Below are 19,246 nucleotides of genomic sequence, written 5' to 3' on the forward strand. Positions count from 1 at the left end.
GAGATCGAGATGATGAAGCAGTTGGTGGACAAGACCGGACCCGGCACCCGGGTGGCGAACCCGGGCACGACCGAGAACGCGTTGCCCGGCGACCTGATGACCAACCGTCAGCGAGTACAACTCGTCCTCGTGCTGGGTGCGTCGATCGCGATCGGGCCGTTGACCATCGACATGTACCTGCCCGCGCTGCCCACCATCACGGCAGGCCTACAGACCACCGAGACCGCTGTGCAGTTGACGCTGACCGGCACGCTGATCGGCCTCGCGCTGGGTCAGCTGCTGGTCGGGCCGCTCTCCGACGTGGTCGGGCGGCGCAAGCCACTGCTGGCCGGGCTGGCCGCGCACATCGTGGCATCCGTGCTGTGCGTCTTCGCGCCCAACATCGCCGTGCTCGGCGCGCTGCGCGTCCTGCAGGGGCTCGGCGTCGCGGCCGCCACCGTCGTCGCGACGGCCGTCGTCCGCGACCTGTTCAGCGGGGCCAGCTTCGCCCGGATCTTCTCCCGGCTGATGCTCGTCATGGGCCTGGCGCCGATCCTCGCGCCGACCCTGGGCAGCGGCCTGCTGCGCTGGACCGAGTGGCGGGGCATCTTCGCGGCGCTGGCGGTGCTGGGCGCGCTGCTGATCGTCGTAGCCGCCTTCCGGCTCACGGAGACCCTGCCGGTGGCACGTCGTCGACACGGCGGCGTGGGCGCGACCCTGCGGGACTACCGGGGGCTGCTCAACGACCGGGCGTTCGTCGGCCTGGTGCTGGTCGCCGGGCTGGCGATGGCGGCGCTGTTCGCGTACGTCTCGGGGTCGTCGTTCGTGCTGCAGGAGCAGTACGGCCTCGACGAGCAGCAGTTCGGCCTGGCCTTCGGGGCCGGCGCGGTTGGCCTGATCGCGGCCACCCAGTTCAACGTCCGGCTGCTGCGCCGCTACACCCCGCAGCAGATCCTGGTCAGCGCCCTCATCGCCGGCACGGCGGCCGGGCTGCTGCTGGTCATGTTCGCCGTGACCGAGTTCGGTGGCCTGGGCACCCTGCTCGCGTCCCTGTGGCTCGTCCTGGCCGCCACCGGCCTGGCCCTGCCGAACGCTCCGGCGCTGGCCATGAGCCGGCACAGCGAGGCCGCCGGCACCGCCGCGGCGCTGCTCGGCGCCGTGCAGTTCGGCATCGGTGCGCTGTCGGCGCCGCTGGCGGGCCTGTTCGGCACCGGGAGCGTACCGATGGCGGTCGTCATCGCGGGCGGCATGGCCGCCGCGCTGATCGTCATGATCCTGGTCGTTCCCCGCGCCGACCTCGGCACGGTCGATGAGGACCTGGCGGTCGCTCTGCACTAGAAAGGGGGCGGGCCGGTGATCCGGCCCGCCCGACCATCAGCGGATCTCGGTGGTGTCCTCGGGGCGCGGCTGGCCGCGCGGCGGGGCGGACCAGGGCGACTCGCCACCCACCCGGCGCGGCAGCGGCTCGGTCGGTGTCGAATCGGCCGGGTAACCCAGAGTGAGCGGCGCGGTGTCGCGCTCGGCGGCTGCCGGGGGCGGCCAGTCGGTCAGCGTGAAGTCGTCGTTGCGGGGGCCGCCGTCGGACGCGGGGACCGGCGTCACGGCCGGCTCGGTCGCCGGGCGCGGCCATTGCCGCCAACGCTGCCCGCTGAAGGTCGCCATCAGCAGCAGCAGGCCGATCAGGAAGATCGTGCCGTTCTCCACGGGCAGCCGCAGCGGCAACGGATCGCCGAACAGCTTCCACTCGTGGGGGACCGCGTCCCGCACCGAGAAGGGCGCCACGAACATCCCGATGTACGGCGTGACCAGCAGCAACCCAGCCACCAGCGGGCCCAGCGGCGAGAAGCGCAGCGTGGCGAGCAGGCCCAGCAGGACGCCGCCGACACCGAGGTACACGGCTGGCTCGATCAGGTTGGCGGTGTTGAACGTGCCCGTCTCCACCCAGCGGTCGACCGTCCGGCTCGACCCGTCCTGCCCCAGTGTGATCAGCACCCAGGTGATGGGCGCCACCACCAGCCCGGCGAGGAAGCTCCAGAGATGTCGCATCCGCGCACCGTACCGTTTTCGACATGACTGAGCACCTCTCCGCCGCACCGATCGGCAAGCCGACGTCGTACTCCCGCGTCACGCTGAGCAAGATCATGACTGCCGTGGACGTGAACCTCTACGGCACCGTGCACGGCGGGGTACTGATGAAGTTCGTCGACGACGTGGCGGGAGCCGCCGCCGCCCGGCACAGCGGCGGGACCGCCGTGACCGCGGCGATCGACGAGATCGTCTTCTCCGAGGCGGTCCGGGTCGGCGACCTCGTGCACGCACACGCGCAGGTGAACTGGACCGGCCAGACCTCGATGGAGGTCGGCGTGCGGGTGGTCGCCGAGCGATGGGACTCGGCCGAGGACGCGCCGGTCCGGGTGGCCACCGCGTACCTGGTCTTCGTCGGGGTGGACGTGGGCGGGGCGCCGCGGGTGGTCCGCCCGGTGCTGCCGGAGACGGCGGAGGACGAGCGCCGGTACAAGGAAGCCGAGATCCGACGCGCGCACCGCCTGGCCCGCCGCCGCGCCATCCAGGCCCACCGCGCCGGCTGAGGCGCGGCCACACAGGTCAGGACCGGGGCATGTGGGACGGGCACGCATCGGTTGGCGTACCCGGTGCGCAGAATGGCGCTTCGAGGTAGGGCAAGATGGCGCCACGGCCCATTCACAGTGTCGTGCCGGGCCAGGGGAGGGTGGACCAGTGGGTGACATGCTGTGGGCGCCGCCGGCGGACGTACGTGAGCGGTCCCGGATCGGCGAATACCTGCGCTGGCTGCGGGAGCACCGTGGGCTGGACTTCGCCGACTACGACGCGCTGTGGCGCTGGTCCACCACCGACCTGGACGCGTTCTGGCGCTCGATCTGGGACCACTTCGAGGTGGTCGCACACACCCCGCCGACCGCCACCCTGGCCGAGCGGGGAATGCCCGGTGCCCGCTGGTTCCCTGGGGCCACGCTCAACTACGCCGAGAACGTGCTGCGGATGCCGGGGCGTACCGACGACGACCCGGTGGTGATCGCGCACAGCCAGACCCGACCGCCGGTCACGCTGACCGCCGCGGAGTTGCGCGAGCAGGTCCGCCGCGTGTCGGCCGGGCTGCGCCGGCTCGGCGTCACCGCCGGGGACCGGGTGGCGGCGTACGCCCCGAACATCGGCGAGACGTACGTCCTGCTGCTGGCCACCGCCAGCCTGGGCGCGATCTTCTCGTCCTGCGCCCCCGAGTTCGGCACCCGCAGCGTCACCGACCGGTGGCAGCAGATCGAGCCGACCGTGCTGGTCGCCGTGGACGGCTACCGGTACGGCGACAAGCCGGTGGACCGGCGCGCCGAGGTCGCCGCGATCCGGGCCGCCCTGCCGTCGCTGCGGCACACCGTCAGCATCGCGTACCTGGACCCGGCGGGCGCAACCGGCCATGATCCGGCCTCCGCGCCGCCGGCCACCCCGGGGGACACGTTGAGCTGGGCCGAGCTGGCCGCGCCCACCGACGAGCCGTTGACGTTCACGCCGGTGCCGTTCGACCACCCGCTGTACGTGCTCTACTCCTCGGGCACCACCGGGCTGCCCAAGCCGATCGTGCACGGCCACGGCGGCATCCTGCTGGAGCATCTGAAGATGCTCGCCCTGCACCACGACCTGGGCCCGGCGGACCGGTTCTTCTGGTTCACCACCACCGGCTGGATGATGTGGAACTTCCTGGTGTCCGGCCCGGCGGTGGGCGCGACCATCGTGCTCTTCGACGGCAACCCAGGGGTCCGGGCGGAGCCCGGCCGGCCGGCTGAGCCCGACCTCGGTGCGCTGTGGCGGCTGGCGGCGGAGACCGACACCACGTACTTCGGCACCTCGGCGCCGTACCTGCTGGCCTGCCGCAAGGCCGGCCTGGTCCCTCGGGACATCGCCGACCTGTCCGCGCTGCGCGGCGTCGGTTCCACCGGTGCGCCGCTGCCCGCCGAGGGCTTCCGGTGGGTGTACGAGACCGTCGGCGACCGTCTCCAGCTCCAGTCGCTCTCCGGTGGCACCGACGTGTGCACCGGCTTCGTCGGCGGGGTGGCGCTGCTGCCGGTGCACGCCGGTGAGATCGCCTGCCGGGCGTTGGGCGCCAAGGTGGAGGCCCGCTCCGCCGACGGCACCCCGGTCATCGGCGAGCTGGGTGAGCTGGTCATCACCGAGCCGATGCCGAGCATGCCGGTGGGCTTCTGGAACGACCCGGACGGCATCCGCTACTCCGAGGCTTACTTCAACGTCTATCCGGGCGTCTGGCGGCACGGTGACTGGATCACCATCAACGAGCGGGGCGGCTGCGTGATCACCGGACGCTCCGACGCCACCCTCAACCGCGGCGGTGTGCGGCTGGGCACCGCCGAGTTCTACTCCGTCGTCGAGGGGTTGGACGAGGTGCTCGACTCGGTCGTCGTGCACCTGGAGGACGACGAGGGCGGTGCTGGCGAGCTGCTGCTCTTCGTGGTGCTGGCCGACGGCCTGGAGTTGGACGACGCGATGCGCGCGAAGATCTGCCGCGAGCTGCGCACCGCGCTCTCACCCCGGCACGTGCCCGACGAGATCCACCAGGTGCGCTCGGTGCCCCGCACCCTCTCGGCGAAGAAGCTGGAGGTGCCGGTCAAGAAGATCCTCACCGGCACCCCGGTCGATCAGGCCGCAGCCAAGGGCGCCCTGGCCAACCCCGAATCCCTGACGGCCTTCGCCGCCCTGGCCCAACGCCGAGCCCCGAACAGAACCCCCGCCTGACCCGACCCAACCCTCCCGCGATCTTGCAGTTGCTGCCCCGGCATACCGTGCGAAATCGGTGCGAAGCGAGGTGCGAAACTGCACGATCGCGTGGGGTTCGGTGGGGGTTACGTGATGGCGTGGGTCACCTGTTCTGTCGTCAGGCGGGCGGACAGGCCTGCGGGGTTCAGGTTGGCGCAGAGGACCACGGTGGCGGCCTGGGTCAGGGGAGCCAGTAGCCAGTCGACCGGGTCGGGGTGGCGGGCGGCGTCGATGAGGACCCGGGCGCCCGCAAGGATGCCCAACTCCTTCGCGCGAGCCTCGGCGCGGCCCAGCAGGTGCGCGTCGACGGGGCCCGGCCCGGGCTGCGGGGTGAAGTGGTCGCCGTGCCGGCGCACCTCGACCACGTAGTCGGCGAACCCGGGTGGCACCTGCCGGAGCGGAGCGGCCATCGGGGACAACCCCAGGGCGTACCGCTCGTCGGCCGGCCAGGACTGCGCCTCGTCGAGCCGGTCGGCGGCGGCGAAGAGCACATCCACGTCGCCCGGTGTGTCGACGACGCTCAGCTTGGCCGACCAGCAGCCCAGCAGCACCGCCGCGGTCTGCCAGTGCGGCGGCAGCAGCACGCCGGCCGAGGTGCCGGGGGCGAGGCCGACCTCGTCGACGAGAAGGTTGGCGGTCTTCGCCACCCAGTTCGCCAGGGTGGCGCCGGAAAGTTCGGTGCGGTCGCCACTGGCATCGTCGTACCAGGTGAGCAACGGTCGGGTCGGGTTGGTCGCGATCGCGTCGGCGAACACCCGGGCAATGTTGTCGGCCATCGGCGCGAACGATACGCCCCTGCGGGCCGTACTCGATGACGATGACAAGTCGGCGTACCGTCGGGTCGCAGTCAGCGTCGGCCCCACGCCCCGGCGTAGGCTTGACCCCCGGAGTGTTGTTCCCCACAGACCCGCCAGTACAAGGAGTCGCCCCGTGACCGCCGGTCGCCCGCCCCGCGTGCTCATCGACGCCACGAGTGTCCCCGCCGACCGTGGTGGTGTCGGTCGATACGTCGACGGTCTGCTCGGTGCCCTCGGCAAGGTGTGCGGGTCGGGGGTGGAGTTGGCGGTGGTCAGCCTCCGCACCGACCTGGAGCGTTACACCCGGATGCTGCCCGGGGCGGAGATCATCCCCGCTCCCGCCGCCGTGGCGCACCGCCCGGCCCGGCTCGCGTGGGAGCAGACCGGCCTGCCGCTGCTCGCCCAGCAGGTGGGCGCCGACGTGCTGCACTCGCCCTTCTACACCTGCCCGCTGCGGGCCGGGTGCCCGGTCACGGTCACTGTGCACGACGCGACGTTCTTCACCGAGCCGGAGCATTACGACAAGTCCCGCCGCACGTTCTTCCGCAGCGCCATCAAGACCTCGCTGCGCCGGGCCGACCGGGTGATCGTGCCCAGCAAGGCCACCCGGGACGAGCTGATCCGGCTGCTCGACGCCGACCCGACGCGGATCGACGTGGCCTACCACGGCGTCGACCAGGCTGCCTTCCACGCCCCCACCGAGGAGGAGAAGGCCCGCGTACGCGCGCGGCTGGGGCTGGGCAACAGCAGCTACGTCGCCTTCCTCGGTGCCAAGGAGCCGCGTAAGAACGTGCCGAACCTGATCCGTGGTTGGGCTCGTGCGGTGGCCGATCGGGCCGAGCCGCCGGCTCTGGTGATCGCCGGTGGGCAGGGGCACGACGACGACATCGACCGGGCGGTGGCCGAGGTCCCGTCCCACCTGCGCCTGCTGCGCCCCGGCTACCTGCGTTACGCCGACCTGCCCGGTTTCCTCGGCGGCGCGCTCGTCGCCGCCTACCCGTCCTACGGGGAGGGGTTCGGGCTGCCGATCCTGGAGGCGATGGCGTGCGCCGCCCCGGTGCTGACCACGCCCCGGCTCTCGTTGCCCGAGGTTGGCGGCGACGCGGTCGCGTACACGTCGGAGGACCCGGAGCAGATCGGCACCGACCTGGCCGCGCTGCTCGACGACGAGCAGCGGCGGTTGTCGCTGGCGAAGGCCGGGTTCGACCGGGCCAAGGAGTTCACCTGGGAGTCCAGCGCCGAGGTGCACATCGCCGCCTGGAGTCGCGCCCGTTCGTGACCTCCCGGTCCCGACGGTGACCCGTGCCACTGCGGACAGGTTCGTCAGGCATGATGTGCGGATGCTCTATGCGGTCATCCCGGCAGGTGGCAGCGGCACAAGGTTGTGGCCGTTGTCCCGCGCCGGCCACCCCAAGTTCCTCCACCCGCTGACCGGCACCAACTCGTCGCTGCTCCAGGCGACCGTGGAGCGGCTCGCCCCGCTGACCACACCGGATCGGACCCTTGTGGTCACCGGTGCCGCGCACGTCGCGGCGGTCGCTCGGCAGCTGACCGGTCTGCCGGAGGAGAACATCCTGGTCGAACCCTCCCCTCGTGATTCCTGCGCGGCGATCGCCCTGGCCGCCGCGGTGATCGCGGTGCGCGACCCGGACGCGGTGATGGGCAGCTTCGCCGCCGACCACCTGATCCGTGACCCGGGGAGCTGGGTCCGCACCGTCCAGGAGGCGGTCCGCGGGGCCGAGCAGGGCCTGCTGATGACCGTCGGGATCACGCCGACCCGGGCGGAGACCGGGTACGGCTACCTGGAGACCGGTGCGGAGACCGAGGGCGCGCCGTGGCGGACGGTGGCCGAGTTCAAGGAGAAGCCGGGCGCCGAGGTCGCCGAGGCGTACGTCCGTTCGGGCCGGCACCTGTGGAACGCGAGCATGTTCGTGTGGCGGGTGGACGTCTTCCTCGCCGAGCTGGCCCGCCAGCAGCCGGCGTTGCACGCTGGTGTCACCGCGATCGCCGCCGCCTGGGGCACCCCGGAGCAGGACGAGATCCTCGGCGCGATCTGGCCGACGCTGCCGAAGATCTCCGTCGACTACGCGGTGATGGAGGGCGCGGCCACCGCGGGTCGCGTTGCGACCGTGCCGGGCGACTTCGGCTGGAACGACGTCGGCGACTTCCACACCCTGGGCGATGTGCTGCCGGCCGACGGCGAGGGCAACGTGGTGCTCGGCACCGACGCGAAGCCGGGTGTGCTGCTGCGCGACAGCACCAACCTGGTGGTCGTGCCGCAGTCGGGGCGGTTGGTGGCCGTCCTCGGTGTGAGCGACCTGATCGTGGTGGACACCCCGGACGCGGTGCTGGTCTGCCCGCGCGACCGGGCCCAGGATGTCAAGGCCCTGGTCGACGAGCTCAAGGAGCGAGGCGAAGAGGGTTACGTCTGAGGGCTGCGAGTGCCGGCGCGACCAGTTGCGCGGTCCGGTCGGCCAGCGGCTCGGGCAGTTGGTCCGGTGGAAACCAGCCCAACTCCTCGGCCTCGTCGCTGACCTGCTCCACCGCGCCGGGCGGGGCGAGCACGGCGAACCGGACGTCGTAGTGGCGTGAGCCGCCCTGGCAGAGCACCTCGTGCACGTCGACGTCGATCGGCACCGGGTCGATGCGCAGGTCGGCGATTCCGGATTCCTCGGTGGCCTCGCGCAGCGCGGCTGCGACCAGGGTCTGGTCGACCGGCTCGCAGTGCCCGCCGAGCTGCACCCACTTACCGAACTTCACGTGCAGGCAGAGCAGCACGCGCGTGCCGGTGGCGTCCAGCACCAGCGTGCTCGCGGTGATGTGCCCGGGGCGGTGCTGCCGGCTCATCGCGATCGGCCCGGCGCCGAGCAGCGTGAGGGTCCGCTCCCGCGCGCTGGCCGCCTCGCGGCTGGTGGGCTGCCAGCCTTCGAGCAACGCGGTCGCGTCGGCGTGCAGCGGCGCGTACGTCTCGGGGTCGGTCGGGTGGGCGGTCGGTCCGGTGATCGCGGTGTCAGGCACCCCGTCACTGTACGAGCGTGTGCTCCGTACGCTGGCTCGGTGACTCTCCGACTCGTCGAATTCGTGGTGGCCGGCAACGAGGCCAGCGATCTGTTGCCGGTGCGCTCGGCGGCGCTGCTGCGTGCGTACGGTGCGCGGCGGGGCTTCTGGACGGTGCTGGACGAGGGGCCGGTGGAACGCTGCCTGGCGCTGCTGCTGGAGCTTGACGACGGCGAGTGGACGGCCCGGCACGTGGTGGCGGACGCGGGTGTGGAGAACGGGCGGACCGAAGATGGTGAGGCGCTCGCCCATCACGACGGCTGGGTGTACGTCTTCGGCTCGCACTTCGGCTCGAAGGCTGGCCCGCTGCGTCCCCGACGGGCCTTCGTGGCCCGGTTCCGGGAGGACGACGCGGCAGCCGGGCCGGTGCCGGTGCACGTGGTGCGCAACTCGTTCCGGTTGCACCGGGCGGTGAACGACGCCCTCGCCGGGTCGCCGCTGACCCTGTTGCCGCCGGGGGAGCGGGTGCGGGCCCGGTTCATCGTCGAGACGTTGGCGAGGGGGACCGCCCGGGAGAAGCGCTGGGTGAGCCGGCTGGCCCCGGACGACCTTCCGTTGAACGTGGAGGCGGCGGCCTTCACCCCGGACGGGACGGTGCTGCTCGGGCTGCGGTTTCCGGTCACGGAGGCCGGTGAGCCGATCCTGGTCGAGGTGGCCGGTGTGCCGGAGATGTTCACGGTGGAGGGGGCGTGGCCGCGGGCGCTGCGCGCGTACGTGTTGACCGGGGTCACCCTGCCGGGGGAGCTGACCGGGTTCCGCGCGATCAGCCTGACGTCGGATGGCGGGTACGCGGCCGTGATCGGCTCGATCGACGCGCTGGGCAAGGGATCGGTGCTGCTCGACGACCATCCGGGCGGCGGTGACGTCACCTCGCGGCACGTCCGCTTCCGGCTTCCGGGCGGGGCGTCGGACGACGTGTACCGGCTGGTCGGTGAGTCGGTGGCGGACCTGGCGCCGTTCCACCACGTCGAGGGGCTGGCCGAGTTGGACGGGCGACCGTTCTACGTCACGGACGAGGATCACCGGGTCGCGCTCTGGGTCGGCTGAGCCGGGCGGGTGGTGGTGCGGGGCGGGATGACCGGACGGCACCTCTGCGGAGCAAGGGCCGCAGACCCTCGTGGTGCCGCCCGATCACCGGGCCTCCCCCGGTCCCGGTGCCCTCGGGCCGGAGCGTGCAGGACGCCCCCGACACGGTGTTCGGGCACTGGAAGCATGACGAATCGTTCCCGGGGACGTCGAGGGTTTTCAGTCCAGGCTTAAAGATGGAGATTAGTGCCGGCCAGGTAGAGTCGAACGGTCATCTGGCATCCCCCTGCCGGCGACACTGGAGCGCTCCATGCTGAAGATCCACTTTTCTGGGGAGGACATCCTCCGGACTCGGGTGGCGCCGGCTGCGGACCCGGTCTGGGAGCTGGTCCTCAGCCTGCACGCGCTGCAGGGCCGCAACCGTGACCCGTTGACAGCGAGTTGGCGGCGCGTCGTGTCCCGAGGGCTGCGTCAGGACGTCGCCTCCGAGCGGCTCCGGTTGCTCTTCGCGTTGAACCCGCCGCGCGGCTACTTCCCCGACTTCCTCACCCCGTACGCCAGCGTCGACGGCTTCGAGGCCGGGCTGGACGCGCTCCGCAGCACCCCGACCGGGATGCTGCACCGGGACCTGAGCGTGCTCGCCGCCGAGAACCACCTGCCCTCCTCGGCCGCCGCGCTGGCCCGGGGTGATGTGGCGGTGCTGCACCACCTCACCGATTCGATGGAGCAGTACCGGTCGCTGGCGATCAGCCCGTACTGGAGCCAGATCCAGTCCGCCGTCGCCGCGGACCGGACCCGCCGGGCCAGGGCGCTGCTCGACGGCGGTGTCGAGGGTCTGCTCACCAGTCTCCGGCCGGCCCTGCACTGGGAGGGCGGGGTGCTCCAGGTCCGCCACTACCCACACAACCGGGAAATGCACCTGGACGGTCGAGGGCTGCTGCTGGTGCCGTCGTTCTTCTGCGCGGAAACGCCTGTCGCCCTGCTCGACCCGGCGCTGCCACCGGTGCTGGTCTACCCGGTGGACCGGCTGGGCGGGCTGGCGTCGGTCGACGGGACCGCAGCGGCCCCGTCAGGTGCCGCCCGCGACTCACTCGCCGCGCTGCTCGGCCGCACCAGGGCAGCGGTGTTGCAGGCCAGCGACGAGGGCTGCACCACCGGCGAGGTCGCCCGCCAGCTCAACATCTCACCGGCGGCGGCGAGCCAGCACGCCACGGTGCTGCGCAACGCCGGCCTGCTGGTCAGCCACCGGGACCGCAACAGTGTGCTGCACACGTTGACCCCACTCGGCCGGGCCATGCTGGACGCGTGACCCGGCCACCTGTCACACGGCGAGTGCGGCGCTCGCCGGGCTGCCCGGCGGCGGCGGCAACAGGGTCGACCCGACACCCTCGGCGGCCAGGGCGGCGCGCAGTCGGTGCAGGTCGGCACCGAAGCGGACCAGACCGATCGGCTCGACGGGTGTCGGTGCCGAGCCGAGCACCAGAGCGGCGCCATCCGGCCAACCGGGCATCTCGGCGACCAGTCCGGCGCGTACCTCGGCCTCGTCGACCAGGGTGAAGACCGTGCCGGGGGCGACCACCCCGGCGACCGTGTCGATCGCCCGTCGCACCGCGGTCAGGTCGGCCGGCGTCGGGCCGCGACCATCGGCCAGAGTGGCGGCGTCGGTGAGCCCGGCGGCGCGGGCCTCCGCGGTACCGAGCGAGAAGAGGTCCTGTGCGGCGTCGCGGACCAGCGCACGCGCGCCATCGGCGTCGTCCGGGGTGGTGGCGGAGAAGTAGCCCCGCACCACCGCGACCGGGACCTGGTCGCACTTGCCCTTGATCAGCTCACCGGCACCGGCCAGCTCGTCCACCACGGCCATCTGGGTCAACTGAAGCTCGTTGCCGTACGGATCCACCTCGCCCCGGTGGTCGCGGATGGCGGGCATCCCGGCCACGCCGAGCGCCACGTCGGTGAGCCCGTTGCGCCAGGGCCGACCCATGGTGTCGCTGATGATCACGGCCACGTCCAGGTCGTAGCGGTCCCGCAGCGCGTCGCGCAGCGCCCGCGCCGAGGCGTCCGGGTCGACGGGCAGCAGCACCAGCTGGGTCTTGTCCACGTTCGACGCGTCGATCCCCGCGGAGGCCATCACGAAACCGTGATGGGTCTGCACGATCCGGGTCGGCCCTCGGCTGGCGACCACCCGGGCGGTCTCACCAGCCAGAACCTCGTCGCGGGCGGTCAGTCGCTCGGGCCCGTCCGCCGGGACGTCGACCAGCCGCCCCTCCGCCTTGGAGACGATCTTGCTGGTCACCACCAGCACGTCGCCGTTACGCAGCCACGGCGCCGCCGTCGCGATCACCGCCGCCAGATCGTCACCCTCGGTCACGTGGCCGATGCCGAGCACCGGCAGAATTTCCAGCCTCACGTCAACTCCACCGCGGCGCGGACCATGGCCACCGTCGCCGCCTCGTCGGTCATCCGCAGCGGCACCGCGCGGACCGTCACCCCGGGCACCACCGTGTCGGCGTCCTCCTCGGCCACCAACCAGCCGTCCAGCAGGCCGCCGTCCGTCCGGCCCCCATAGAGGCGACCCACCCCGGCCGCGCTGCACTCGACACCGAGCACGGCCAGGCAGCGGTCAGCCATTCCCCGCACCGGAGCGCCGCCGATGATCGGCGAGACACCCACCACCCGGGCCGGCCCGTCGGTCACGGCCGCACGCAGCCCCGGCACGGCCAGCACCGGTGCGACGCTCACCACCGGGTTGCTGGGTGCGACGAGCACCAGGTCCGCCGAGCCGATCGCCTCCAGCACCCCGGCTGCCGGCTTCGCCGTCTCCGCCCCGACGAAGACGAAACGGTGGGTACGGATGTCGGCCCGGTACCGGACCCACCACTCCTGGAAGTGGATCGCCCGCTGACCCTGCTCGTCCTCGATGACAGCATGGGTTTCCAGGCGGTCGTCCGTCGCCGGCAGCAGACGTACGCCAGGCTTCCAGCGGGTGGACAGCGCTTCGGTGACCGCGCTCAGCGGGTAACCGCCGTTGAGCATGGTGGTGCGGACGAGGTGGGTGGCGATGTCCTTGTCGCCCAGGCCGAACCAGTCCGGCTGTGCCCCGTACGCGGCGAGCTCACCCTTGACCGTCCAGCTCTCGCCGACCCGCCCCCAGCCCCGCTCCGGGTCGGCGCCACCGCCGAGCGTGTACATAACGCTGTCCAGGTCGGGGCAGATCTTCAACCCGTGCAGCCACAGGTCGTCGCCGACGTTGACCACGGCGGTCACGTCCGCGCCGACTTCGCGGGCGTACGCCCGGACGCCGAGCAGGAACCGGGCGCCGCCGATGCCGCCAGCCAGAACCACGATGTGCATGTCGACCATCCTCGCGCACGTGACGCCTGCGGTCCGCTGGTGGCCCACGAGACTAGGCTCACGTGCGCCCTGTCCGTTCATGCCCCAAGGGGGAGCTCGTGACCAGCCCCGCCGAGCCCGCGTCCTCCGACGCGACGCAGGCCCGTCAGCTGACCAAGCCACTACGCGAACTCGCTGCACTCGCGTTGCTCGGCGCCAACGCCGTCTTCCTCTTCGTGGGTCTGCTCCGGCTGATCGCCCCGAACGGCTCCGCCACCGATGGTGCGGGCAGCGCCTTCGGCGCGTTCATCGGGGTGGAGGCGGTGGCTCTCCCACTGCTGGCCGTGCTGCTGGCCACGCACATCTCTCCGGTGGTGCCGAAGGCGAAGCTGATCACGCAGGTCGCCCTCGGTGAGTACGCGGTCAGCGCGTTGTTCGGCACGCTGACCATGCTGATCTGGACGGTGGGCCGCCTGGCCGAGGCCGAGGTGCTCGACGCGCTCCTCGGTCTGCTCAGCCGGTTCGCCTGGATGGTGATCTTCGCGGTCGCCGCCTGGGTCGTCTACACCGTCTGGCGCGCCCACTACTACGTGCCGCGGCCGAAGCCCCAGCCGGGTGTCTACGGCCAGCCGCAGCCGGGTTGGCCGCAGCAGCAGGGTGGTTGGCCGGCTCCGGGGCAGCCCGGTGGTCAGCCGGCAGGCGGGTGGCCGGCCCCCGGTCAGCCCGGCGGCTACCCACCGGCGCAGTTCCCCGGCCAGTACGGCCAGCCCTCGCCGCCGTTCCAGGCGCCGCAGTCGGCGCCGCCGCACCCCCAGTCCGCGCCGCCGTTCCAGGCGCCGCAGTCGGCGCCGCCGTTCCCGCAGTCGGCGCCGCCGGTGAATCCCGCCCCCCAGTCCGCGCCGCCGTCCCCGGCCGCGCCGCCGTTCGGGCAGCCGCCGTCCGCCGACCTGACGCAGGCCATCCCGCGCCAGTCGGCCGACCCGACCGAGGTGATCTCCCGCCCCGCCGACGCGGACAACGACCGTACCCAGCACATCAAGCCAAGCGACCACCCAGACCAACCCCGCTGACCCCCTCGCCCCGCCCTCATCCCCACCCCCCTTCGTTGATCATGAAGCTGTTGCCCGCCGGCACGGCGTGTCGTGGCAATAACCTCATGATCAAGAGGGCAGGCGGGGGGTGAGGGCACGGGTTGGCGGGACGGGACCCCGCAGCGCATAGGCTGAGCGGATGGTTGATCGCACCTTCTCCGCCCCCAGCGACGCCAGCGTGCGGCGGGCCCTGGGCCGGGCTGCGACCGGGCGGGCGCTGGACGTCGATGAGGCAGCCGCGCTGCTGTCCGCTCGCGGTGACGCGCTGGACGAGCTGCTCCGGGTGGCCGGCGGGATCCGTGACGCCGGTCTGCGCGACGCCGGGCGGCCGGGCGTGGTCACGTACTCCAAGAAGGTTTTCATCCCGCTGACCCGGCTCTGCCGGGACCGGTGCCACTACTGCACGTTCGCCACCGTGCCGCACCGGCTGCCGGCGCCGTTCCTCGACCGCGACGAGGTGCTGGCCATCGCACGGGCTGGTGCCGCGCAGGGCTGCAAGGAGGCGCTGTTCACCCTCGGTGACCGGCCGGAGGAGCGCTGGCCGGCGGCCCGGAGCTGGTTGGACGAGCGCGGCTACGACTCCACCCTGGACTACCTGCGTGCCTGCGCCGTCGCGGTGCTGGAGGAGACCGGGCTGCTGCCGCACCTCAACCCCGGGGTGCTGACCTGGTCGGAGCTGCAACGACTCAAGCCGGTCGCACCGAGCATGGGCATGATGTTGGAGACGACCGCGACCCGGCTCTGGTCCGAGCCGGGCGGCCCGCACTTCGGCTCGCCGGACAAGGAGCCGGCGGTCCGGCTGCGGGTGCTTGAGGACGCGGGCCGGGTCGGGGTGCCGTTCACCACCGGCATCCTGATCGGCATCGGGGAGACCCCGGCGGAGCGGGTGGACGCGCTCTTCGCGATCCGCCGCGCCCACCGGGAGTACGGCCACCTCCAGGAGGTGATCGTGCAGAACTTCCGCGCCAAGCCGGACACGGCGATGCGCGGTATGCCCGACGCCGAGCTGCACGATCTGGCCGCCACCGTGGCGGTGGCCCGGTTGCTGCTCGGTCCGAAGGCCCGGATCCAGGCTCCGCCGAATCTCATCGCCGGTGAGTACGACCTGCTGCTGCGCGCCGGCATCGACGACTGGGGTGGTGTCTCCCCGCTGACCCCGGACCACGTCAACCCGGAGCGCCCCTGGCCGCAGATCGACGAGTTGGCCCGGCACACCGAGCTGGCCGGGTTCACGTTGCGGGAGCGGTTGACGATCTACCCCGAGTACGTGCGCGCCGGTGACCCGTGGCTCGACCCGCGGCTGCTGCCGCACGTCGGCGCCCTGGCCGACGCGACGACGGGGATGGCGGTCGAGTCCGCGATGCCGCAGGGTCTTCCCTGGCAGGAGCCGGAGGAGGTGTTCGGCGGGCGGGTCGATTTGCACGCCACCATCGACACCACCGGCCGGACCGACGACCGGCGGGGCGACTTCGACAGCGTCTACGGCGACTGGTCCGAGGTCGCTGGCAAGGTCACCCCGGAGGCGACCGCGCGCCGGGTGGGCGTACCCACGGCACCGGCCGGGAGTGGCGCGGACCCTGACCTGGCGGCCGGGCTGCGGCTTGCCGCCGACGACCCGGCGGCGCTGCTCGATCCCCGGCACACCGACGCCGCGCTGGCGCTGTTCGGTGCGGACGGGCCGGCGCTCGACGAGTTGTGCCGGCTCGCCGACGACGTGCGCCGGGACACGGTCGGTGATGACGTCACCTACGTGGTCAACCGCAACATCAACTTCAGCAACGTCTGCTACGTGGGCTGCCGGTTCTGCGCCTTCGCTCAGCGTGAGCGGGACGCCGACGCGTACCGGCTCTCCGTCGACCAGGTCGCCGACCGGGCCGAGGAAGCGTGGGCCCTCGGTGCCAGCGAGGTCTGCCTCCAGGGTGGCATCGACCCGAAGATGCCGGTCACCGGTTACGCGGACATCGTGCGCGCGATCAAGGCCCGGGTGCCCGAGATGCACGTGCACGCGTTCTCACCCATGGAGATCGTCACCGCCGCCGCGAAGGCCGGCGTACCGGTCCGCGAGTGGTTGACGCGGCTGCGCGAGGCAGGGCTGGACACCATCCCCGGCACCGCCGCGGAGATCCTCGACGACGACGTGCGGTGGGCGTTGACCAAGGGCAAACTCCCGGCCGCCGCCTGGGTCGACGTGGTCAGCACCGCGCACGAGCTGGGCATCCGGTCCAGCTCCACGATGATGTACGGCCACGTCGACCACCCCGGGCAGTGGCTGGCGCACTTCCGGGTGCTGGCCGGTGTGCAGGACCGCACCGGCGGGTTCACCGAGTTCGTGGCGTTGCCGTTCGTGCACACCAACGCGCCGATCTACCTGGCCGGCATCGCCCGACCCGGGCCGACGTGGCGGGAGAATCGGGTGGTGCACGCCATGTCCCGGCTGCTGTTGCACGGTCGGATCGACAACATCCAGTGCTCCTGGGTGAAGCTGGGCGACGAGGGCACGGTGGCGATGCTCCAGGGTGGCTGCAACGACCTGGGCGGCACGCTGATGGAGGAGACCATCTCCCGGATGGCCGGCTCCGACAACGGATCGGCGCGTACCGAGGAGCAGTTGCGAAGCATCGCGAAGGCCGCCGGGCGTCCGGCGCGCAAGCGAACGACCGCGTACGGTCACGTCCGGCCCTGACGTCGAACCTTTCCCCGCCGCCGGCCGTACCACGCGGTGCCGGCGGCGGTCGCGGCGAGGACTGCCGCCGGTGACCCCTTGTGGGCCCGGCGGCGTCGTTGGACGGCACCGGACCCGTCCGTCCTCGCGGGCGCGTTCGCGCCGCCGCCGGAAAGGTTTCCCATGACCAGTGATCAGCGGAAGCGGCAGTGGCCGCGACTGACCCGCAGGCAGACGTTGACTGCCGCGGCCAGCGCCACCCTCGGCGCCGCCGCGCTCACCGTGCCGGGCCTGTCGGCCGCGCAGAACGCTCCCGGCCCGGCCGGACGAGGCGACGAACCGATCGTCGTGCACCTGCGTGACGCCAAGTCCGGAACCATGGACGTCTTCGTCGGTGAGGCCCGGATCGAGGTACGCGACCGCAGCCTGGCGGACCGGCTGCGGCGCGCCGCCCGGCGCTGACCCGGCACTCCGCACTGCCATCCTGTCCCCGCCCAGTGAGGTTGGTCCGCCATGTCTTCCCACCGCGAGGCTCCGGAGATAGCCAAGGATCCGGTCGCCGACAGCTCCGATCTGTACGCGTTCGTCAGCCCCGACAAGCCCGACACGGTCACGTTGATCGCCAACTACGTGCCGTTTCAACTGCCCTCCGGAGGGCCGAACTTCTTCGAGTTCGGTGACGACGTGCGCTACGAGATCCATATCGACAACGACGGTGACGGTCGCCCGGATGTCACCTACCGGTTCGAATTCACCACCGAGATCACCAATCCGAACAGCTTTCTCTACAACACGGGCCCGATCGACTCACTTGACAGCGAGAAGTGGAACCGGCGGCAGTTCTACAGCCTGACCCGGGTGGCCGACGGCCGGGAGCACCGGCTGGCGCACAAGTTGCCCTGCCCGCCGTGCAACGTCGGCCCGCTGTCCACCCCGAAGTACGCCGAACTGGTGCGTCAGGCCACCTACTCGCTCTCCACTGGGGAGCGGGTCTTCGCCGGGCAGCGCGCCGACGGATTCTTCGTCGACCTGGGGGCGATCTTCGACCTCGGCACGTTGCGGCCGTTCCAACAGCTGCACGTCGCCGGCAAGAAGATCTTCAAGGCCGAGGGGGAGCCGGTCAACGCCACCGACCGGATGAACGTGCACAGCATCGCCGTCCAGGTGCCGCTGAAGCAGGTGCGCCGACGTGCCAACCGGTACGGCGTCGGTGACCGGGCATCGGTGCTCGGGGTGTGGACGTCGGCGTCGCGCCGGCAGGTGCGGGTGCTCGGCGAGCGGGGCGGGGCGGACACCGCCACCGGCCCGTTCACCCAGGTCTCCCGGTTGGGCAATCCGCTGTTCAACGAGGTCATCGTGCCGATGTCCAAGAAGGACCTGTGGAATTCGCTGCCGCCGTCGGAGGACAAGCGGTTTGCGCAGTTCGTCGAGCAGCCGGAGCTGGCCGCGCTGCTGCCCGCGCTCTACCCCGATGTCTTTCCGAACCTGGACAGGCTCACCAAGGCGAAGAAGGTCCGAGCCGACCTGGTGGCGATCCTGCTCACCGGTGTGCCGGCCGGGCTGATCGACGGCTTTACCAACGCCACCGGCGAGGTGCAGGCCGACATGCTGCGGTTGAACACCGCGATCCCGCCGACCCGCCGCCCGGACCGGTTCGGGGTGCTCGGTGGCGACCTGGCCGGGTTCCCGAACGGGCGGCGGGTCGCCGACGACGTGGTCAGCATGGCGTTGCGGGCGATCGCCGGTCTGACCGTCCCGCTGGTGGACAAGACGTTCCGCCCGGACGCGGCGGCCGCCGCGGTCACCCCGGGGTTGAGCGCCGCCGACGTGACCGCGCCGTTCCTCGCAAGCTTCCCCTACCTGGGTACGCCCTACGACGGGTTCAACAACCCGCCGGCGGCGTCCTGACCGGCGCGGGGGCGCGGCGATGCACGAGCACGCGTACGGGCCGTCGGAGACCGGGAGCGTCGTCCTCGATCTGGGCGGCGACACCGGCGCCCTGATCGTCTACACGGGTCGGGGTCTGCACGGTCGGGAAATTGAGATCAGCCGGGGCGATGACCGGCGGGTCCACTCGGCGGTGCGGGAGCGCCGCGTGCAGGACGGCTCGTTCCACACTGCGGTCTATCCCGATCTGCCGGCGGGGATCTATACCGTCTGGTGGGACGAAAGTACGCCTGCGGGGACGGTTTCTGTCCATGGTGGAGGGATCGCCGAGTTCATGTGGCCGAGCAGCGGTTTTGGGGTCGCCAGCTGACCTCGTCGCACCGCTTGGAACGCCGCACCCCGTCCACATTGTGGACGGGGTGCTGGCGCTGCGCCCGGCTCGGCGGGCAGTCTGCACCGCGCCGAGTTAACCTGTCCCCCACCAAGATCAGCTTTGGGAGGAGGGGGCCCGGCGCCGTCCTGGCGGCGACTCGTCGGGGGAGCGCCACGGCAGAAAAGTCGGGCAACTCGCCGGAGAGGGCGTTACTCGGCCGGGGTCTGAATCGATAGGGCAGGTT

Annotated in this window: 17 protein-coding genes; 12 read left to right on the forward strand and 5 right to left on the reverse strand. The window is 71.9% G+C overall.

Features of this window, described 5'->3' with window-relative positions:
* Positions 1 to 9 precede the first annotated feature (9 nt).
* A complete protein-coding gene (locus JOD64_RS18925; protein ID WP_504740333.1) occupies positions 10 to 1,317 on the forward strand; it encodes a multidrug effflux MFS transporter in 1,308 nt (435 codons plus the stop codon).
* A gap of 36 nt (positions 1,318 to 1,353) precedes the next feature.
* Here the strand turns inward: JOD64_RS18925 and JOD64_RS18930 are convergent, their stop codons facing one another.
* Positions 1,354 to 2,025 carry a hypothetical protein gene (locus tag JOD64_RS18930; protein WP_204943433.1) on the reverse strand — a complete coding sequence of 224 codons (672 nt, stop codon included), beginning with the start codon at positions 2,023 to 2,025 and terminating at the stop codon, positions 1,354 to 1,356.
* Positions 2,026 to 2,048: 23 nt separating this feature from the next.
* Here JOD64_RS18930 and JOD64_RS18935 point away from each other — a divergent pair, with 23 nt between their 5' ends.
* Positions 2,049 to 2,567 carry an acyl-CoA thioesterase gene (locus JOD64_RS18935; RefSeq protein WP_204943434.1) on the forward strand — a complete coding sequence of 173 codons (519 nt, stop codon included), beginning with the start codon at positions 2,049 to 2,051 and terminating at the stop codon, positions 2,565 to 2,567.
* A gap of 148 nt (positions 2,568 to 2,715) precedes the next feature.
* The gene (locus JOD64_RS18940) at positions 2,716 to 4,758 is read left to right on the forward strand and encodes an acetoacetate--CoA ligase (protein ID WP_204943435.1); all 2,043 of its coding nucleotides are present in this window, start codon (positions 2,716 to 2,718) and stop codon (positions 4,756 to 4,758) included.
* Between the two features lie 107 nt (positions 4,759 to 4,865).
* On the opposite strand, the gene JOD64_RS18945 is transcribed toward JOD64_RS18940, so the two are convergent.
* Positions 4,866 to 5,555 (reverse strand): TIGR03089 family protein, encoded by a 690-nt coding sequence (locus tag JOD64_RS18945; protein WP_204943436.1) that lies wholly within the window; start codon positions 5,553 to 5,555, stop codon positions 4,866 to 4,868.
* A gap of 154 nt (positions 5,556 to 5,709) precedes the next feature.
* On the opposite strand from JOD64_RS18945, the gene JOD64_RS18950 reads away from it, so the two are divergent.
* Together JOD64_RS18950 and JOD64_RS18955 are read left to right on the forward strand one after the other, a co-directional pair.
* Positions 5,710 to 6,855: a glycosyltransferase family 4 protein gene (locus JOD64_RS18950; RefSeq protein ID WP_204943437.1), complete on the forward strand. Its 1,146-nt coding sequence runs from the start codon at positions 5,710 to 5,712 to the stop codon at positions 6,853 to 6,855.
* Positions 6,856 to 6,916: 61 nt separating this feature from the next.
* Complete coding sequence (locus JOD64_RS18955; protein WP_204943438.1) at positions 6,917 to 8,008, forward strand: mannose-1-phosphate guanylyltransferase; 1,092 nt, start codon at positions 6,917 to 6,919, stop codon at positions 8,006 to 8,008.
* On the opposite strand, the gene JOD64_RS18960 is transcribed toward JOD64_RS18955, so the two are convergent.
* Positions 7,977 to 8,579: an NUDIX hydrolase gene (locus JOD64_RS18960; RefSeq protein WP_307813961.1), complete on the reverse strand. Its 603-nt coding sequence runs from the start codon at positions 8,577 to 8,579 to the stop codon at positions 7,977 to 7,979. The two genes, JOD64_RS18955 and JOD64_RS18960, sit on opposite strands and share 32 nt — an antisense overlap.
* A gap of 54 nt (positions 8,580 to 8,633) precedes the next feature.
* Here JOD64_RS18960 and JOD64_RS18965 point away from each other — a divergent pair, with 54 nt between their 5' ends.
* Together JOD64_RS18965 and JOD64_RS33520 are read left to right on the forward strand one after the other, a co-directional pair.
* Positions 8,634 to 9,680 (forward strand): hypothetical protein, encoded by a 1,047-nt coding sequence (locus JOD64_RS18965; RefSeq protein WP_204943440.1) that lies wholly within the window; start codon positions 8,634 to 8,636, stop codon positions 9,678 to 9,680.
* 289 nt (positions 9,681 to 9,969) lie between these two features.
* Positions 9,970 to 10,968 carry a winged helix-turn-helix domain-containing protein gene (locus JOD64_RS33520; RefSeq protein ID WP_204943441.1) on the forward strand — a complete coding sequence of 333 codons (999 nt, stop codon included), beginning with the start codon at positions 9,970 to 9,972 and terminating at the stop codon, positions 10,966 to 10,968.
* A gap of 12 nt (positions 10,969 to 10,980) precedes the next feature.
* Here the strand turns inward: JOD64_RS33520 and JOD64_RS18975 are convergent, their stop codons facing one another.
* Positions 10,981 to 12,066, reverse strand: a complete 1,086-nt coding sequence (locus tag JOD64_RS18975) for a coenzyme F420-0:L-glutamate ligase (protein WP_204943442.1) — start codon at positions 12,064 to 12,066, stop codon at positions 10,981 to 10,983.
* A complete protein-coding gene (cofD, locus tag JOD64_RS18980) occupies positions 12,063 to 13,010 on the reverse strand; it encodes a 2-phospho-L-lactate transferase (RefSeq protein ID WP_204943443.1) in 948 nt (315 codons plus the stop codon). Before cofD ends, JOD64_RS18975 begins: the two co-directional genes overlap by 4 nt.
* A 98-nt stretch (positions 13,011 to 13,108) precedes the next feature.
* Between cofD and JOD64_RS18985 the strand changes: the two genes are divergently transcribed.
* From JOD64_RS18985 to JOD64_RS19005, 5 genes are all read left to right on the forward strand, one after another.
* Positions 13,109 to 14,059, forward strand: coding sequence for a hypothetical protein (locus JOD64_RS18985; protein WP_204943444.1), 951 nt, complete (start codon positions 13,109 to 13,111; stop codon positions 14,057 to 14,059).
* A 160-nt stretch (positions 14,060 to 14,219) separates the two neighbouring features.
* Entirely contained in the window at positions 14,220 to 16,763 is a 2,544-nt protein-coding gene (locus tag JOD64_RS18990) for a bifunctional FO biosynthesis protein CofGH (protein WP_204943445.1), read from the forward strand.
* 162 nt (positions 16,764 to 16,925) lie between these two features.
* Complete coding sequence (locus JOD64_RS18995; protein ID WP_204943446.1) at positions 16,926 to 17,204, forward strand: hypothetical protein; 279 nt, start codon at positions 16,926 to 16,928, stop codon at positions 17,202 to 17,204.
* 51 nt (positions 17,205 to 17,255) lie between these two features.
* Positions 17,256 to 18,650: a DUF4331 domain-containing protein gene (locus tag JOD64_RS19000; protein ID WP_204943447.1), complete on the forward strand. Its 1,395-nt coding sequence runs from the start codon at positions 17,256 to 17,258 to the stop codon at positions 18,648 to 18,650.
* A gap of 19 nt (positions 18,651 to 18,669) precedes the next feature.
* Entirely contained in the window at positions 18,670 to 18,999 is a 330-nt protein-coding gene (locus tag JOD64_RS19005; protein ID WP_204943448.1) for a phospholipase, read from the forward strand.
* The last annotated feature ends 247 nt before the right edge of the window (positions 19,000 to 19,246 follow it).

Source organism: Micromonospora luteifusca (assembly GCF_016907275.1).
Classification (GTDB): domain Bacteria; phylum Actinomycetota; class Actinomycetes; order Mycobacteriales; family Micromonosporaceae; genus Micromonospora; species Micromonospora luteifusca.

Excerpts from the sequence above, each read along its gene's own strand:
- JOD64_RS18955 (WP_204943438.1), top strand. The coding sequence starts at position 6,917 with ATGCTCTATGCGGTCATCCCGGCAGGTGGCAGCGGCACAAGGTTGTGG.
- JOD64_RS19005 (WP_204943448.1), top strand. The coding sequence starts at position 18,670 with ATGCACGAGCACGCGTACGGGCCGTCGGAGACCGGGAGCGTCGTCCTC.
- JOD64_RS18990 (WP_204943445.1), top strand. The coding sequence starts at position 14,220 with ATGGTTGATCGCACCTTCTCCGCCCCCAGCGACGCCAGCGTGCGGCGG.
- JOD64_RS18930 (WP_204943433.1), bottom strand. The coding sequence starts at position 2,025 with ATGCGACATCTCTGGAGCTTCCTCGCCGGGCTGGTGGTGGCGCCCATC.
- JOD64_RS33520 (WP_204943441.1), top strand. The coding sequence starts at position 9,970 with ATGCTGAAGATCCACTTTTCTGGGGAGGACATCCTCCGGACTCGGGTG.
- JOD64_RS18945 (WP_204943436.1), bottom strand. The coding sequence starts at position 5,555 with ATGGCCGACAACATTGCCCGGGTGTTCGCCGACGCGATCGCGACCAAC.
- JOD64_RS19000 (WP_204943447.1), top strand. The coding sequence starts at position 17,256 with ATGTCTTCCCACCGCGAGGCTCCGGAGATAGCCAAGGATCCGGTCGCC.
- cofD (WP_204943443.1), bottom strand. The coding sequence starts at position 13,010 with ATGCACATCGTGGTTCTGGCTGGCGGCATCGGCGGCGCCCGGTTCCTG.
- JOD64_RS18935 (WP_204943434.1), top strand. The coding sequence starts at position 2,049 with ATGACTGAGCACCTCTCCGCCGCACCGATCGGCAAGCCGACGTCGTAC.
- JOD64_RS18925 (WP_504740333.1), top strand. The coding sequence starts at position 10 with ATGATGAAGCAGTTGGTGGACAAGACCGGACCCGGCACCCGGGTGGCG.
- JOD64_RS18995 (WP_204943446.1), top strand. The coding sequence starts at position 16,926 with ATGACCAGTGATCAGCGGAAGCGGCAGTGGCCGCGACTGACCCGCAGG.